Consider the following 16,946-nt stretch of genomic DNA (forward strand, 5'->3'; position numbering starts at 1 on the left):
GAATTGTGTACGAATTTAGAGAAAAATGACGTACGTCATGGAATGTGCGGTTTGAAGGTCCCAGAGGATCATCGCGCTGCATATTGGAGGCATGATGTTTTTGTAAGTTGGGACCTCACCTTATCCATACGAATATGAATGATCACGCCGAACTCCTGCACATCATCACCCCGGCCAATCCCGCAGAGTTGTGGCATACGCTCTCCAACTCCTCGGCAGATGCCCAGCGCTTTGGCCATATCGGCGAAGCCTTGCTGGACGCCAAGCTGATAGACCAGGAGCAATTGGGCAAGACGCTCAGGCAACAGGAGCTGGACCGTTCGCGCGGCATACACAAACCGTTGGGCACCATGCTGGTGGAGGCAGGTTCGGTTTCCAACCAGCAGATCGACCATGCAATCGCATGCTGGCTGGGCACCGGCGTGGTGGATGCCACGCAATTTGATTTCGACCCGCAGGCGATTGCGCTGATCAAATCCAATGTGGCTGAACGTGAATCGGTGGTACCCCTGATGCTGCACGAAGACGTGCTGGTGCTGCTCATGGCCGACCCGCAGGACCGGCGCTTATTGCAGGAACTGCGTTTCATGACGCAAAAGCGCATTTTGAGTCTGTTGCCCGCACCTGGAACGCTGATGCCCGCCATCGCCCGTGCCTATGCCCGCCCAGCCATTCCTGCTGAGTCTGCAACCTCTGTCAACCGCATGTCTTCCAAGGACCTTGCAAGTGACCTCGCGCTGGATAGCGACCGGGCGACCGAGCAGGCCAACGACGTGGTCAGCGAATCGGACAACACCCTGGTGCGCCTGATCAACTCGTTGATCGAAGAGGCGATTGCGCTCAAGGCATCCGACATCCACATCGAAACCCGCCCGGCACCCGCCAATGTGCGTATCCGCTTGCGCCTGGACGGTGAGCTCAAGCTCCATCTGGAAGTCGAGTCGCGCTACCGCTATGCACTGGTTGCGCGCATCAAGATCATGGCCAACATGGACATCTCCGAGCACCGCAAGCCGCAGGACGGAAAGATCGACTTCTCGCGCTTTGGCGGGACCAAGACGGAATTGCGCGTGGTGACGGTCCCCACGTCCAGCGGACTGGAGGACGTGGTGCTGCGTCTGCTGGCGGGCTCCAAGGCGCTCCCCATCTCGGGGATCGGACTGGGCGAGGCAGACTTGAACAACCTGCGCGAAGTCGTGCGCAAACCCTATGGCCTGATTCTGGTGTGTGGCCCCACGGGCAGCGGCAAGACCACCACGCTGCATTCGCTCATTGCCGACATCAACACCGAAAGCCGCAAGATATGGACTGCAGAGGACCCCATTGAAATCACGCAGGAGGGTCTGCGCCAGGTGCAGATGAATGCGCGCATCGGCTGGACCTTTGCCGCGGCCATGCGCACGTTCCTGCGCGCCGACCCCGATGTGATCATGATTGGCGAGGTCCGCGATGAAGAGACGGCACGCATCGCGATCGAAGCCTCGCTCACCGGCCACCTCGTGCTGTCGACCTTGCATACCAACTCGGCTTCCGAGAGCATTGCGCGTCTGCTGGAGATCGGGCTGGACCCTTTCAACTTCTCGGACTCGCTGCTGGCGATCCTGGCGCAGCGCCTGGTGCGCAGGCTATGCCGTAAATGCGTGCAGTCACGCCCGGCAACCGATCAGGAGATCCACGATCTGGCGTTTCAATACGTGGAGAGCGTACAGCGCGCTGACGAGAAGAATGTGCAGATGCAGGTGGAGATCTGGAAGGCCGCCTTTGGCAAGCCCGATGGCAAGGGAGGTCGCGTCCTCTACAGCTACCAGAAGTGCGGCTGCGAAGCCTGTGAGGGCCGCGGCTACAAGGGGCGATTGGGCATCTATGAGCTGCTGCTCAACAGCGAGGAGATTCGCCACCATATCCGGCAGCGCGACTCGGCTGGTGATATCCGCTTCACCGCCTTGCGCGGGGGCATGCGCACGCTGCGCCAGGACGGACTGGAAAAAGTGCTGCTGGGTTTGACCGATGTGTCCGAGGTCATGGCCGCCAGCAATCTCTGAGCGCTGCTCTGGAGATTGCCGGCTGTGCAAGCCCTAGACCAGACCGGTAGACGTGGCCAGCAGGAAGCCCACTAGGCAGGAGGTGCTCACACCAATCAGGCCGGGTGCAATGAAGCTGTGGTTGATCACATACTTGCCGATGTGGGTGGTGCCTGAACGGTCGAACTGGATCGCGGCCAGGTCACTCGGATAGGTAGGAAGGATGTAGTAGCCATAGGACGCTGCGGCAAAGGCCACGATGTAGCCCGGAGGCACGCCAATGGCCAGACCCACAGGCACCATGGCACTGATGGCGGCGGCCTGCGAATTCACCAGCTTGGAGACCAGCAACAGGGCAATCGCATAGGTCCAGGGTTGGGTTTTCACCATGTCGGTCAATGCGAGCTTGAGCTGCGGCAGATTGGCTTCAAACACGGTATCTGCCATCCAGGCAATACCAAACACGGCTACCACCGCGACCATGCCGGCGCGAAACACTTCCATCTTGCCGATGGTGCTGGGGTCGGTCTTGGTGCACACGATCATCAAGGCACCGGCCAGCAACATGAACATCTGGATGGTCAGCACCATGTTCAGCGGCTTGCCGCCCACGACGGGGCGCAGCTCCTGGAATGCGCCCAGGAATGCCACCACCACAATCGAACCGATGAAGATCCACATGGCCACCCATTGGTCGCGCGACAGGATCTTGCCGATCAGCGAAGCAGTGTGGCCGTAGACGAGCTCGCGCTTTTCCGGGTCGGCAATGCGTTGTTGGAACTCCGGGTCGTCCTTCAGTTCTTTGCCGCGGAACCAGCTGAAGATGCCAATCATCAGCACACCAGCCAGTGTGGATGGGATGGTGATGGACAGCACCTGGATGAAGTCAATCACATGGCCGTTGACTGGCACCTTGGCCAGAAAGGCCACCAGCGACACCACGGCAACGGATACCGGGCTGGCCAGGATGCCCATCTGGCTCGCAATGGATGAGGCGGCCATGGGCCGCTCCGGACGGATGTCGTTCTTGATGGCGATGTCATAGATGATGGGCAGCATGGTGTAGACCACATGCCCGGTGCCGCACAGCATGGTCAGAGCACAGGTGGTGAACGGTGCCAGGATGGACACGTATTTGGGGTTGCGCCGCAGCAGCTTTTCAGCGCCCAGCAGCATCACTTCCAACCCACCGGACGCCTGCAAGGTGGCCGATGCAGCCACCACCGCGATGATGGTCAGCATCACATCCACTGGTGGTTTTCCAGGCGTGAGGTTGAAGGCAAAGGTGAGTAGAACAATGCCGATACCGCCGAGCAAACCCAGTGCGATACCGCCTTTTCTGGCGCCGTAGAAAAGGCAAACTAAGATGATGGCGACCTGAAGCAAAACACTCATGACAGACTCCCAATAAGCAAGTCTTCACTGTATGCCTCGCAGGTTTTTTTGCCTGTTTTGACCACATCAATCATTGATGTGGGTCAAACTAGCAATACGCTTTCAGCGGGATTGGCGGTGGTAGAACCAGCGCTTGCCCGCCTCCACCATCAACAGGTATGCCAGCAACAGCGCGGCCAGCAGGGCGAAGAATTCACCCGGCAGCGGTGTGAAGCCCAGATACACCGCCAAGGGCGAGAAGGGCAGCGCCATGGCGGTGAGTACCACGCCCAGGGACGAGAGCACCAGCCAGCGGTTGGGGTGGCTGCGCAGCGGATTGCGCCGCGTGCGGATCACAAAGATCACCAACACCTGTGTGGCAATCGACTCCACGAACCAGCCGGTGCGAAACAGCGACTCGTGGGCGTTGAACAGCTTGATCAGCAGGTAGAAGGTGAGGAAGTCGAATAGCGAACTCACTGGCCCTATGGTCAGCATGAAGTTGCGGATGAAGCGCATGTCCCAGCGCTTGGGTGCGGCCAGGTCTTCGGCGTCCACGTCGTCCAGCGGCAGCGCAATCTCGGACACGTCATAGAGCAGGTTGTTGAGCAGGATCTGCAACGGCAGCATCGGCAGGAAGGGCAGGAACAATGTGGCCGCGGCCATGCTGAACATATTGCCGAAGTTGGAGCTGGTGGCCATCATGATGTACTTCATCACATTGCCGAAGGTGCGCCGCCCTTCCAGAATGCCCTGGTGCAGCACCATCAGGTCCTTCTCCAGCAGGATCATGGCCGCAGCCTGCTTGGCCACATCCACTGCCTCGTCCACCGAGATGCCAACGTCGGCGGTATGCAGTGACGGTGCATCGTTGATGCCGTCGCCCAGATAACCCACCACATGGCCGCGCGCCTTGAGCGCCAGGATGACACGGTTCTTCTGCGATGGGTTGACGCGGCAGAACAGGTTGACGTCATCCACACGCGCACGCAGTGCGTCGTCGTTCATGACGGCGATCTCGGTGCCGGTCAGCACACCTTGGATTTCCAGGTTCAGCTCGGTGCACACATGGCGGGTCACACGCTCGTTGTCTCCGGTGACGATCTTCACCGCTACGCCGCTTTCGGTCATGGCCTTGAGTGCCAGACCGGCGCTTACCTTGGGTGGGTCCAGAAACGCGGTAAAGCCGGCAAATACCAGTTCACTTTCGTCCGACACCACCGCATGCGCCATCTCCAGCGGCACGTCCCGCCAGGCAATGCCCAGCACCCGGAAGCCTTCTTCGCCCAGGCTGTCGAACAGCTTGTGGATGCGGTCGTGGACGGCATCGTCCAGGGGAACCGGTTGGCCGTTGTCGTCCAGCACGTGGGTACACAAGGTGATGACGTCTTCCGGTGCGCCCTTGACCACCAGGCGACGGGCCAGGGGATGGTTGGCATCCGAGGTGCTTTGCAGCAACACGGATACACGGCGGCGCTCGAAGTCAAAGGGCACCTCGTCGATCTTGGCCCAACGGCTGACGTCGATATCACCGTGCGCCAGGATGGCATCGTCCAGCGGACTCTTGAGTCCGCTCTCGAAGAAGCTGTTCTGGTAGGCCAGCTCCAGCACCTGGTCGCTGCTCTTGCCTTGTGTATCCAGATAACGCTCCAGCCGGATGCGTGCTTCGGTCAGGGTGCCGGTCTTGTCGGTGCACAGCACGTCCATGGCGCCCATATCCTGTATGGCAGACGGGCGCTTGACGATGACCTTGAGTGCGGCCATGCGCAAGGCCCCTTTGGTCAGGGTGACCGACACCACCATGGGCAGCAGCTCGGGTGTGAGGCCCACGGCCAGTGCCACCGCAAACAGAAAGGACTCCAGCAACGGTCGATGCAAGGCCACGTTCACCAGCAGCGTCACCAGCACCATGAGCAGGGTGAAGCGCATGATCATGGTGCCGAACTGCCGCGTACCCAGCTCAAACGCCGTGGGTGGTGCGGTCTTGTTCAGGTCCACCGCAATCTGTCCCAGCGCCGTGGTGCTGCCGGTGCGCCCTATGAGCGCCTGTGCTGAACCGCTGACCACGGTACTGCCCAGGTAGATGCGATCCGCCGCGTCCAGCTCCCAGGTGTCTTTATGTGTGGCGGGCGCGCCGGCTTGCGGTGCGGTTTTTTCCACCGGATAGGGTTCACCGGTCAGTTGCGCCTGGTTCACGAAGAAGTCGTTGGCCTGCAGCAGGCGCGCATCCGCTGGTATCAGGTCACCCGCGGACAGGTGCACCACGTCGCCTGGTACCAGATCACCCACCAGGATCTGCTGCGTCTTGCCATCGCGCAGGGCCATGGCCGTCACAGCGACCTTCATGGCCAGGCTGGCTGCGGCCTTGCCGGCGCGGTGTGCCTGCACGAAATCCAGCGTGACACTCATCACCACGATGAGGCCGATGATCAACGCGCCGCTGACGTCGCCCGTCACGCCGGTCAGCACGCTGGCGGCCAGCAGTATCAACACCAGCGGATTGCGGAAGTTCAGCAGAAACTGCCAGATCAGTGCCAGCTGCTTGGCGTCTTGCAGTCGGTTAGCCCCGTACTGTTGCAAACGCTGCTGGGCTTCGGAGGTGGTGAGGCCGACCTCGGCGGACTGCGGTGCGTTCAGGGGTGCCATGCTTGCATCATAGGCACGGATATCCAGGCAGCACAACCCGCATACTCAAAGATAGTCTTGCTTCTCCCAGGCGCGTAGCGCTCTGAGCAGGGACTTCTTCTTGACCTGATGCCCAGCCATCCTGCGCAAGATGTCGTCCAGCGTACGGATGGCATCCACAATGAACGGGCCCTTGTTGAGCATCACGCACTCCGCACGCTCGCCCATGCTGGCATCCGAAATTTCCGCACGCGAGGGCATGCCGGTCTTGCCCAGCGTCTCCAGCACCTGCGTGGCCCAGATCACCGGCATGTGCGCAGCCTCGGAGCAGCTCAAGATTTCCTCCTGGATCTCGGCCATGCGCTCGAAGCCGCATTCCACCGCCAGATCGCCGCGCGCAATCATCACGCCAGCAGATGGCGCGGCCATGGAAGCCAGCATCAGGGCTGGCAGGTTCTCAAATCCGCGCAGGGTTTCGATCTTGAGCACCACGCCCACATCGTCGCGTTGCAGATCATGCAGCGCCTGCAGCAGGTGGTGGATGTCCCGGGCTTCCTGCACAAACGACAGTCCCACCAGGTCGGCAATCTCGGCCACGGTCTGCAGATCCTGCAGGTCCTTGTCGGTGAGCGCAGGCAAGGCCAGCTGGCTGTCCGGGAAGTTGATGCCTTTGTCGGCCATCAGGTTCTCGCCGGTATCGCGCGCCTGAACGATTTCCACCTCCATGAATTCGGGTGTGACCTTGCGGATCATCCCGCCGATGTGGCCATCATCGAACCAGATGCGCTCACCCGCGTGCACCTGCTCAAACACCAGGGGCATGGTGCAGGAGATGTGGGCCACCGCGACCGGCCCTTGCGGGTCGTCCGTGCTGACCATGGCGCCCTCGGCGGTGTCATTGGTCAGGCGCAGGATGTCGCCGCGGTGCAGGCGCAGCGCAACGGAGCGGGGCGCAATGCCGCGCGGATAGGCGGTGAACTCCTTGTGGGCATGCTTGCCCTTGACGCTCAGAGCCACGTCCGGGCTCAGGTAGTAGGTTTCCAGGCATTCCGCCACCACGCCATCGGGTGTGCACTCCACAACCCGCAGGCGGCGCTTCTTGTCACGTGCGTCGGTGAAGTTGATGGGCATGCCTTCTGCCAATCGCTCAAACCACTCGCCATCCACGACCACGGCCGCATCACAGCGCGCGCCTATGGCCGCGTCCTCGGCATGGCCTATCCACAGCCGGGATGCTGCCAGCACAAGGCCATAGTCGTCCCGCTGCGGCTTGAGCTTGACGACCATGGGGCCTGGTTTCAAGGGGCCGGTGCGCACCTTGGGTCCGCCCAGATCCATCAGGATGCGCACTTCGCGCTGCGCGTCCTGGGCGGCGCGACGCACCAGGTTGGCCATGGCCTTCCAGGCCTGGGCATCGTCATGCGCGCAGTTGATGCGCGCCACGTCCATGCCAGCTTCGACCAGATTGCGCACCATGCTGAAATCGGAGGCTGCTTCGGATGACAGGGTCACCATGATGCGCACGCCGCGCCCGGACGTGGCCGGACCCAGCAGCAGATCGGTGTGGCTTTGCAGCAGGTGGCGACCGGTCAGGCTGCCAGCCGGTTCATCCTTGGAATGGTCCTGCCAGGGTTGCCCGGTGAGGCGGTGCAATATGCCAAGCACCTTGTCCAGGTTGGCCATCACATGGGATTCGGAGTGGCTCAGCGACGACACGCCCAGCCAGGTCAGGCTGTTCTGCAGCGTGCGCAAGTCCTTGGAGCGCAGTGCCAGGTAGTGCACCAGATTCAGCGCGCTGTTGCGATACGGTGGCGCCACGCCTTTGAGCGCACGGGCAAAACGATGTTCTGCCTCCTGCATGGACTTGCGCAACTCCCACAGTTGCTCGATGAGGGACAGGCAGGTTGTCTTGTCCCAAGGGTCGGCATCACTGCCAGTGGCGGGCTGGGTGGAGGCGGCGGGTTGGTGTTTCATATGCACCGGTATAGACCCGCCATGCTACAGCTGCGTGACAGTCGTCGCGCCAGGCGACTTGCAAAGGATGGCCTTACGCGATGAAGCGCGCCAGGATTTCTGACAGACCTTCCTTGTTGAAAGGCTTGGTCAGGAAGTCGTTCATGCCAGCGTCAAAGCAGGCATCCTTGTCCGACTGCATGGCGTTGGCGGTGAGCGCCACGATGGGCGTGTGCGCATTGGGCCCGGCGCCAGCGCGTATGGCCCGTGTGGCTTCAAAGCCGTTCATGACCGGCATCTGAACATCCATGAATATCAGCGCATAGGGCCGTTGGGCGGCGGCCTCAACGGCTTCCTGCCCGTCCTTTGCCAGATCGATCTGGAAACCCAGGCGCTCAAGCAGCACGCTGGCGAGTTTCTGGTTGATGGGATGGTCCTCGACCAGCAGGATCCGGGTGTGGGCTTTTGCTGTGTCGTCCCGATGTGACTGGACGGGCGATGCCTCCAGCTCCCCGGGGACAGTCTCCACATGGTTCGCTGCACGTGCAACGGCCAGTGCCTCGGATGCAGGGGCGAGGGTGGAATCTGTGGCCGCGGACTTCTCGACGGATCTGGCCAGAGGCAATTCAAACCAGAACAGACTGCCTTGCCCCAGTTGGCTTTGAACGCCTATGCGTCCATGCATGCCCTCCACCAGCTTCTTGCAGATCACCAGTCCCAGACCGGTGCCGCCGAACTTGCGGGAGGTGGAAGTGTCTGCCTGGACGAAGCTGGTAAACAGCTTGCCCATGACCTCATCCGAAATGCCCACACCTGTGTCCTGTACCTCGAAGCGCAGGCCTTCGGGCACAGTCTGGACACGCAGGTGGACTGCACCCTGGCGGGTGAATTTGACGGCATTGCCCACCAGATTGAACAGAACCTGGCGGATGCGCAGGCTGTCACCCACGTAATCGCAATCCGGTCCGGTGGGCAATTCCACATGGAAGCCTATGCCCTTGTCCTGTGCCCGCATGGCAAGAATGGAGGTTACCGAATTCACCAGCACGCCCATGGAAAATGCGTGGGATTCGAATTCCATGTGTCCGGCCTCGATCTTGGAGAGGTCCAGGATGTCGTTGACCAGTGCCAGCAGTGCCTCGCCAGAGTGTGCGATGTTGCGCGCATAGGACTTCTGTTCGGGGGTGAGTCCGCTGTCTAGCAGCAGATCGGCCATGCCAAGCACACCATTCATGGGTGTGCGGATTTCGTGGGACATGTTGGCCAGGAATTGGCTCTTGGCGGCGTTGGCTTCTTCGGCCTGGATCCTGGCCGTCTCCAGGTCCTGCTGCAGCCTTTGTGCGGCAAGCAATGAACGCAGCAGCAAGTGGAACAGGAAGATGCTCAGCACACTGACCAGGGTTGCCGTCCACAGCACGATTTTGCGGTTGGTCACATAGGGGGCGAGGACTTCCTGCAGGCTTTCGCCCACGACAAAATTGAGCCCGTATTCCTCGTCGCGGAAGAAGCCATACAGGCGCTCGATTCCGTCGGTAAGCGCCAGCCTACGAAAGCTGCCGGACAGGGGCGCGTCAGGCTGCAGGTAGGGGGATTCCTTCACGATCAGGCCCAGGCTGGACTCGCTGGATGGAAACCGGGACATGATTTCGCCGGTGTCGCGTACCAGGGCAACCGAGCCGCTCTGGTGCACACCCAGCGTCTGCGAGAAATCGGCAAACAGATCCGGACTGATGGATACCACCAGGACGCCGTTGAAGGCGCCGTCATTGAAGATGGGGCGGGTGAACTGGATGGACCATTTGCCCGAAACTTTCCCCTTCACCGGCTTGCTGATGAAGAGGTGATCCAGGTTGGGGGACTGCTGATGGACACGAAAATGCTCGCGTGTGCTCAGATCGGTCCGCTCGCTCGGTGGTGCCAGGTTGGAAAAGGCCAGAAAGCCGTCCTTGTCAATCACGGCGATCTGGAACGATATGTCCTGGATATTTTCCTGACGCTGCTTCACCAAGGCGCCAAAGGACTTCCAGTCCCCCGTCCAATGGGTGCGCATGTCCAGCAGAATCTCGTTGACGCGCTTGATGGTGGAGCGTGTGCTTTCGGCAAACACGCGGGCTTGCACCATGGTTCTGACCTCTGCCTCATGCAGGTAACTCGCCCGACTGCGCTCCAGCTCGAAATAGGCTACCGACCAGATGATGGTCAGACACAGCAGAACCACCAGTCCAACCCGGAATTTCAACGCTCGGGAATCTGGACGAAATACGGCTTGGGGTCTCATGGTCGAGACTCTACTATGGAAGCCCGGCGCAACGCGGCCGCCTCAATGCATGCGGCGCGCGTGCTCGTACTTCTGCACTTCTTCCATGGGAAACCGCAGAAACCCGTCCTCCCTGACGTATTTGGGTCCCAGCCCGACGGCACTGTACAAACCAATGAGCACCACGGATACGCCCCAACGTTCGGCCAGTTCTTCTTTTGACAACAGGTGCGGGCTCTTTGGTTTCATGGAGTTCTGCAGGCTTGGTGTGAACATGCTGCATTGTTCCCTGCACGGGGCACTTCAATCCACCGAAAAGGCCGGTTTATCCGAAGCTCATTCGCCACCCGCAAGGGCACCCAAAAGAATTGCGACAATAGAGGGCTGGCCGAAATTGTTTGGCCAGATAAACAAAAAGGAAATCTGAAAATGGCAACTGCGAAAAAAGTGGCTCCCAAGGCTGCAAAGACCACCAAGAAAGTAACCGCTCCCGCTAAGGCTGCTAAGCCCGTGGCCAAGAAGGCTGCAGCCCCTGTGGCGAAGAAGGCTCCCGTGTCCAAGGCCGCCAAAGCCATTGCCAAGCTGACCGAAAAGATCGTGAAGCTGACCGCCCGCAAGAACGCCCTGGGCGCAGAAATCAACGCGCTGAAAGATCAGCGTACCGCGTTGAAGGCACCTGCTGCCGCTGCACCCGCCGCCGCTCCCGTGGTGGCCAAGGCCAAGAAGGCTCCCGCCAAGAAGGCCAAGTAATTTGCCGCGGCCTTCGGGCCTCGCATCTTGAAAGCCCCTCTGCGAGGGGCTTTTTTTTTGCCTTTCTCGTTGCTGGCAGAATTTGCGCAACCATTCATCAACAGGAGTTATCCATGTCAAAAGAAAAAGTGGCCCTTATCACTGCTGGCGGCTCGGGCATGGGCGCCGCTGCGGCGCGACGCCTGGCGCAGGACGGCTACCACGTGGCCATTCTTTCCTCTTCGGGCAAGGGTGAGGCCCTGGCCATCGAGCTGGGCGGCATTGGTGTGACGGGCTCCAACCTGGTCCCTGACGACCTCAAGCGTCTGGTGGACCTGACCATGAACAAGTGGGGTCGCATCGATGCGCTGGTCAATTCCGCCGGCCACGGTCCGCGTGCGCCCATTCTGGACATATCTGACGAGGACTGGCACAAGGGCATGGAGGTCTATCTGTTGAGCGCAGTGCGCCCCGTCCGGCTTGTGACACCCATCATGGAAGCACAGGGCGGCGGTGCCATCGTCAACATCTCCACCGCCTGGGCGTTTGAGCCCGTGTCCAACTTTCCCACATCGGCGGTGTTCCGTGCCGGGTTGGCCAGCTTTACCAAGATATTCACCGACACCTACGCACCCAAGAACATCCGCATGAACAATGTGCTGCCCGGCTGGATCGACAGCCTGCCCGCCACCGAGGAGCGGCGCAGCGGCGTGCCCATGGGCCGCTATGGTCGTGCCGACGAAGTGGCCGCCACCATTGCCTTCCTGCTGTCCGAGGGCGCGGGCTACATCACGGGTCAGAACATCCGGGTGGATGGCGGTGTGACCCACGCGGTGTGAACGCGCGCCATCTGGCGCACGCCCACAGCTATTGGCGTGGCCGACCCATGAACAAGGCCAGCATACCCAGCGTGCCCATGGCAATCGCCATGGCGGTGATGACAAATGGCGCATTGGCGTGCCCCGCGAACAGTCCCACAAACAGACCAGCAATGGGTTGTGTCAGATTGTTGAGCAGCACAATCAGCCCGGTGGTCTTGCCCAGGTCGGCGGCGGGAATGACGTGCAGCCGACGTGTCCGGATGTAGACGCTGAACATCTTGTCAAACCCCACCACCATCAAGAAGCCAATGGCATAGCCCCATGGCGTGTGGCAGAGCGCGGTAGCAAGGCCACCCAACCATATGCAGGCAAACGAGAGCCAGCCCAGGGTACGCAACGGCAAAGAGAGGCGGGCAATCAACAGCAGGATCACCACGGTGGTAACCGCCCCTGCCGTTTGCAGCAAGGCGTAGTCATTGCCCGTCTGGTGAAACGCGCCCGTCACCATGGCGGCTGAGGTGGAAAGGGTCACGCCGACTACAAGATTCACCCCCGCGGCCAGAACAATGAGCGGCAATAGCCCCGGCAAATGCAAGACGTGAACCAGTGCCGTGCGATAGGGCTGCAGCCAGTGCATGCCTTGCAGCGGATGCGCCAGCGCGGGATCGTTCAACGTGACCGGGCTGGTTGCGCGCCATAGTTTCATGGCACCGTCGGCAGCCAGGAAGAGCAGCGCCGTGCCACCCAGCACCATCACCCATGACCACCGCTCAAGTGCCAACGCCGCCAGCAGCGGCCCCAGCACCATGCCCAGTTGGTCTGCTATCTGCGCATGTGCCAGGACGCGCTCGGTGCGAAACCCCCGGAATACTTGCGGCAGCATGACCTCGCGCGCCATCAAGCCCTGGGTGGTCAGCACTCCGCATACGGCAGACACCACCACCAGCCAGGCCACATCCCCCGTCAACCCCGACGCCAGCGAACCCAATACACAGGTGACGGCGCGAAGCGTCTGGCTGATGCGCAGCAACCGGAACGGCGAAACCCGGTCACAGAGCGCGCCACATACCGGAAAGGAGAGGAACCGGGGCAAGGTCTCCACAAAGAATGCAACCCCCGACCACGCCACGCTCTGCGTGACCTGAAACACCACCAGAGGAACTACAAACAGCAGAACCTGATCGGCCAGTCGCGACAGGAAGAGTGATGCGTAAAACGCGGAGTGGTCCGTGCGCACAGCGGTGGGCTCGCTCAGTCCTTGTCCTTGGGCTTGACGACATGGATGGTCTCGCCGCGCGCGAGCATTTCCACGAGTTGGGCTATGCGCCTCGCACGTGTCTCGGTCTTCACAGCCGTTTGAATGCGCCACAGAATGGCGTAGCGGTTGGCCGCGTTGATCGTCGAGAAGAACGCCTTGGCCTTCGGTGCGGCGTCGAGCGCCGCCATCAGGTCATCAGGGACCACGGCCGTACGTGCGCCGTCGTACGCCTGCGCCCATCGGCCGTCGGCCTTTGCGGCCTCGGCCTGGGCAAGGCCCGGTGCCTGCATGCGCCCCGCCTTGATGAGCGCCCCCACCTTTTCGATATTGACCTTTGACCAGACGCTACGGGCGCGCCTGGGAGAGAAACGCTGGAGAAAGTACTGCTCGTCCAGGCCTTTCTTCTGACTGTCAATCCACCCCCAGCAGAGTGCAATTTCCACCGCTTCCAGGTAGGTGACGCTGGCACTGTCGGCGCCGCGCTTGGCGATCTTGAGCCACAGACCAGGGGATGTGGCATGGTGCTGCTTCAACCAGGTTTCAAACGCCCGGGCGCTCTTGAACAGGGTTGGGGTATCGGCGGTTGTGTCAGTACGCGAGGCTGTCATGCAATCTGGATTGTGGCGTCCTTCAGTGAACTATGTGCCTGACCCAATTGGAATACCGCAACGGCTTGCACCAACTCATTGGCCTGGTGTTTCAGCGCACTTGTTGCGGCGGACATTTGTTCAACCAGTGCCGCATTTTGCTGTGTAACCTGATCCAGCTGAGATACCGCTTCCCCGACCTGCGCTACGCCCTGGGCCTGATCTTTGCTGGCCACGTTGATCTGGCCAACGATGTCGGCCACATTTTGTATCGACCCGACCACTTCCGTCATCGTGCTGCCTGCCTGATTGACCAAGGTGGTGCCTTGTGCGACCTGACTTACGCTATCGTTGATGAGTTGTTTGATTTCTTTTGCGGCATCTGCGCTGCGGCCCGCCAGTGTACGAACTTCGCTCGCCACCACGGCAAATCCTCGGCCGTGTTCACCGGCTCGGGCTGCCTCGACAGCAGCATTCAGCGCCAGGATATTGGTTTGAAACGCAATGCCGTCTATGACGCTGATGATGTCTGAAATCTTGCGCGATGAGGCATCGATGTCCTTCATGGTCGATACCACTTTCAGCACCGCGTCCCCGCCTCTGTTGGCCACCGAAGATGCCTGACGCGCGCGCTCGTTGGCATCTTGTGCGCTTTGGGCATTCTGTCGCACGGTGCCGCCCAGATCATCCATGGATGCGCCAGCTTCTTCCAGTGCCGTGGCCTGACGCTCGGTCCGGTGGGACAAATCCAGATTGCCCTGCGCTATCTCGGTGCTGGCGTGGGCAACCATCTCGGCCCCTTGGCGTACGGCAAACACTGCCTGTGCCAGATTGTGTTGCATGGTGCGCAAGGAGTTCAGCATCTGCCCCAACTCATCTCCGCCACCTTTCGGGATGTGGTTGTCCAGCTTGCCGTCGGCCACATTCATCACGATCTGTGCGGCGTCCCCAATGCCCCGCGCTATGCGCGAGCTGATGGAATAGGCAATTGCCGCACCCAGAACAATCATCAACAAAACGAAGGTGGACGTGGAGGCAATGGCATTTCGATAGGTTGACGCAATGCCCTCATCTGTCGCGTTTGCAGCTTGCTGATTTACCTGGTCCAGATTCTTCAGCGCTTCTGCCAGTGCCAGAAAAGCTTTTGCTCCTTTGGTCAGTTGCGCCTGTGCAGCTTCGGCATCGTTGGAACGCGAGAATTCAAGGGCCTGGGTGCGGACGAAGCCTACCTTCTTCCACTCGACCTTGAAGGCTTCCAAGGATTGCTTTTCCTCTTCCGTTTCCGCATGGCTGGCATAGGCCTTGAGGCTGTTGTCGAGTTCGGCGTCAAGTTTTGTCAGGCTCTCCTCGATCTTCTTCTTCTTTTCGCCATCGGACTCCATCACGTGGCGCAATAGCTCCACGCGAATGTTCGACGTTGTAGCGTGAATATGCCCCACTTGTTCTATGGCAGGCAGGTGGGTCTGCGCAATGGTCTGGGCCTTGCGATGCACCATGTCCAGCTGGTAGACGCTGATCGCGCCCTGCAATAAGCCCATGAGAAGAACCAACGAGAAGCCAATCAAAAGCTTCTTCCCAATTTTCATGTTTGTCGCCATCAGCAATGCTTTTCTTATATGTTGCGAGAGGTGCTTGTCCGTCCTCGGTGCGAGGGATGGTACGTTCTAAAGAAATAACACTCCAATCGAATTGCGGATGCAACTGATGTCAAAAAGCAGATAGGTGTGCGACTTTGATCAACCTCGCATCAACTGAATGCGAATGTCCCTACAGGCGGCATGGGCCGGTGTTTTGCCACCCGCTATTGGGCCTATAGTGAATCAAACTGCCTGGGAACTACATGGAGCCGAAAAGCACAGCGCTATCGTTCAGCGAATCGCCTGATGCGCTCATATTGCTGAGTGCGGATGGCCGGATCATGAACTGGAACTCCGGTGCGCAACTCATCTTTGGATTTGCCAGAGACGAAGCCTTGGACTTGCCGCTGCTGGACCTGGTGGTGCCACCCGATCACCGTGCCGAGCAGCAACAGCGCTTTGATGAAACCCTGGCCGGAAAAATCACCACGTTTGAGTCCGTGCGTAGACGCAAGGATGCATCCTTGCTTTATGTGGATGTCACCATGCAGTGCACCCGTTCGGCGCAAGGTGAACCATGCGTCGTTTCCGCCGAAAAGGATGTCACCAACATCAAGGTGATGCGTGATGCCAAGCTGATGGAAGCGCGCTTTCGCGATTTGCTGGAGTCCACGCCCGATGGCATCGTCATGGCCAATCCCACCGGCCACATCGTGATTGCCAATAGCCAGGCCGAGCGTCTGTTCGGCTATGCACCGGGGGAGTTGCGCGGTGTTTCAGTGGACCTGTTGCTGCCTCTGCGTTACCGCCATGCCCATGTGGGACACCGTTCCAATTATTTCCAGCAACCACGAACCCGTGCCATGGGCTCCGGGTTGGACCTCTCGGGCCTGCGCAAGGATGGCAGCGAATTCCCGATCGAAATCAGCCTGAGTCCGTTGCGCACCGAGGAAAGCGCGTTTGTGATGAGCGCCATCCGCGATATCAGTGAACGCAAGCGCTTTGAGAAGGCGCTACAGGAAAAAAACCAGGAACTGGCCAGTGCCAACCAGGCAAAGGATCATTTCCTGGCAGGCATGAGTCATGAACTGCGCACCCCACTCAACGCCATCATCGGATTTACCGGCACCTTGCTGATGCAGTTGCCGGGCCCCTTGAACAAGGAGCAGGAAAGGCAGTTGCGCACCGTGCAGTCCAGCGGCCGGCACTTGCTGGCATTGATCAACGATTTGCTGGATGTCTCGAAGATCGCCGCCGGCAAGGTCGAACTGGCATTTGAAGCCGTTGATTGCAAGGACGTTCTGCACGAGGTTGAAGCGACGCTGAGGCCGCAGGCGTCGGACAAAGGACTGGCCTTTGAGCTGCGGATGCCGCAACAGTCGGTGGTGCTCAAGACCGATCGCCGTGCGCTGTGCCAGATCATTCTGAACCTGACGGGCAACGCCATCAAATTTACCGAATCCGGGTACGTGAGGCTCACCCTTGCGGCCCACTCGCCCCAAGGCAAGAACGTAGTGGAAATACGTGTCGAGGACAGTGGCGTGGGTATTTCCCCGGAAGACATGGACAAATTGTTTGGTGCCTTTACCCGCATCAATCCGGCCCGTGCCAATGCCCCGGAGGGCACCGGCCTGGGCCTGCACCTGAGTCAGAAACTGGCCGAGCTGCTGGGAGGCAAGATTTCGGCAATCAGCCAAAGTGCCGTCGGTAGCAGCTTCACCTTGAGTCTGCCAAGGTAGTCGGC

At 60.1% G+C, this 16,946-nt stretch carries 12 protein-coding genes; 4 read left to right on the forward strand and 8 right to left on the reverse strand.

What is annotated here, in order from left to right; all coding sequences use genetic code 11:
- Nucleotides 1–134 precede the first annotated feature (134 nt).
- Complete coding sequence (locus tag AC1RMF_RS11715; protein WP_493141607.1) at nucleotides 135–2,042, forward strand: GspE/PulE family protein; 1,908 nt, start codon at nucleotides 135–137, stop codon at nucleotides 2,040–2,042.
- Nucleotides 2,043–2,075: 33 nt separating this feature from the next.
- On the opposite strand, the gene AC1RMF_RS11720 is transcribed toward AC1RMF_RS11715, so the two are convergent.
- The 5 genes from AC1RMF_RS11720 to AC1RMF_RS11740 form a co-directional block, all read right to left on the reverse strand.
- Entirely contained in the window at nucleotides 2,076–3,416 is a 1,341-nt protein-coding gene (locus AC1RMF_RS11720; RefSeq protein ID WP_493141608.1) for an anaerobic C4-dicarboxylate transporter, read from the reverse strand.
- A gap of 102 nt (nucleotides 3,417–3,518) precedes the next feature.
- Nucleotides 3,519–6,041 (reverse strand): magnesium-translocating P-type ATPase, encoded by a 2,523-nt coding sequence (gene mgtA / locus AC1RMF_RS11725; protein ID WP_493141610.1) that lies wholly within the window; start codon nucleotides 6,039–6,041, stop codon nucleotides 3,519–3,521.
- Between the two features lie 45 nt (nucleotides 6,042–6,086).
- Nucleotides 6,087–7,994 (reverse strand): pyruvate kinase, encoded by a 1,908-nt coding sequence (locus AC1RMF_RS11730; RefSeq protein WP_493141612.1) that lies wholly within the window; start codon nucleotides 7,992–7,994, stop codon nucleotides 6,087–6,089.
- Nucleotides 7,995–8,067: 73 nt separating this feature from the next.
- Complete coding sequence (locus tag AC1RMF_RS11735) at nucleotides 8,068–10,251, reverse strand: hybrid sensor histidine kinase/response regulator (protein ID WP_493141614.1); 2,184 nt, start codon at nucleotides 10,249–10,251, stop codon at nucleotides 8,068–8,070.
- 42 nt (nucleotides 10,252–10,293) lie between these two features.
- Complete coding sequence (locus tag AC1RMF_RS11740; RefSeq protein WP_342620523.1) at nucleotides 10,294–10,479, reverse strand: hypothetical protein; 186 nt, start codon at nucleotides 10,477–10,479, stop codon at nucleotides 10,294–10,296.
- 180 nt (nucleotides 10,480–10,659) lie between these two features.
- Between AC1RMF_RS11740 and AC1RMF_RS11745 the strand changes: the two genes are divergently transcribed.
- Nucleotides 10,660–10,980: a hypothetical protein gene (locus tag AC1RMF_RS11745; RefSeq protein ID WP_342620524.1), complete on the forward strand. Its 321-nt coding sequence runs from the start codon at nucleotides 10,660–10,662 to the stop codon at nucleotides 10,978–10,980.
- 113 nt (nucleotides 10,981–11,093) lie between these two features.
- On the forward strand, nucleotides 11,094–11,798 hold the full coding sequence (locus AC1RMF_RS11750; protein WP_342620525.1) for an SDR family oxidoreductase: 705 nt from the start codon (nucleotides 11,094–11,096) through the stop codon (nucleotides 11,796–11,798).
- A gap of 28 nt (nucleotides 11,799–11,826) precedes the next feature.
- Here the strand turns inward: AC1RMF_RS11750 and AC1RMF_RS11755 are convergent, their stop codons facing one another.
- The 3 genes from AC1RMF_RS11755 to AC1RMF_RS11765 are packed head-to-tail and all read right to left on the reverse strand — an operon-like array spanning nucleotide 11,827 to nucleotide 15,211.
- Entirely contained in the window at nucleotides 11,827–13,017 is a 1,191-nt protein-coding gene (locus tag AC1RMF_RS11755; protein WP_493141617.1) for an MFS transporter, read from the reverse strand.
- Between the two features lie 14 nt (nucleotides 13,018–13,031).
- Entirely contained in the window at nucleotides 13,032–13,646 is a 615-nt protein-coding gene (locus AC1RMF_RS11760) for a YdeI/OmpD-associated family protein (RefSeq protein ID WP_493141619.1), read from the reverse strand.
- Nucleotides 13,643–15,211: a methyl-accepting chemotaxis protein gene (locus AC1RMF_RS11765; protein WP_493141621.1), complete on the reverse strand. Its 1,569-nt coding sequence runs from the start codon at nucleotides 15,209–15,211 to the stop codon at nucleotides 13,643–13,645. The genes AC1RMF_RS11760 and AC1RMF_RS11765 overlap by 4 nt, the downstream gene beginning before the upstream one ends.
- A gap of 254 nt (nucleotides 15,212–15,465) precedes the next feature.
- Here AC1RMF_RS11765 and AC1RMF_RS11770 point away from each other — a divergent pair, with 254 nt between their 5' ends.
- A complete protein-coding gene (locus AC1RMF_RS11770; protein ID WP_493141622.1) occupies nucleotides 15,466–16,941 on the forward strand; it encodes a PAS domain-containing sensor histidine kinase in 1,476 nt (491 codons plus the stop codon).
- The last annotated feature ends 5 nt before the right edge of the window (nucleotides 16,942–16,946 follow it).

This window comes from Rhodoferax sp. GW822-FHT04A08 (genome assembly GCF_058801025.1).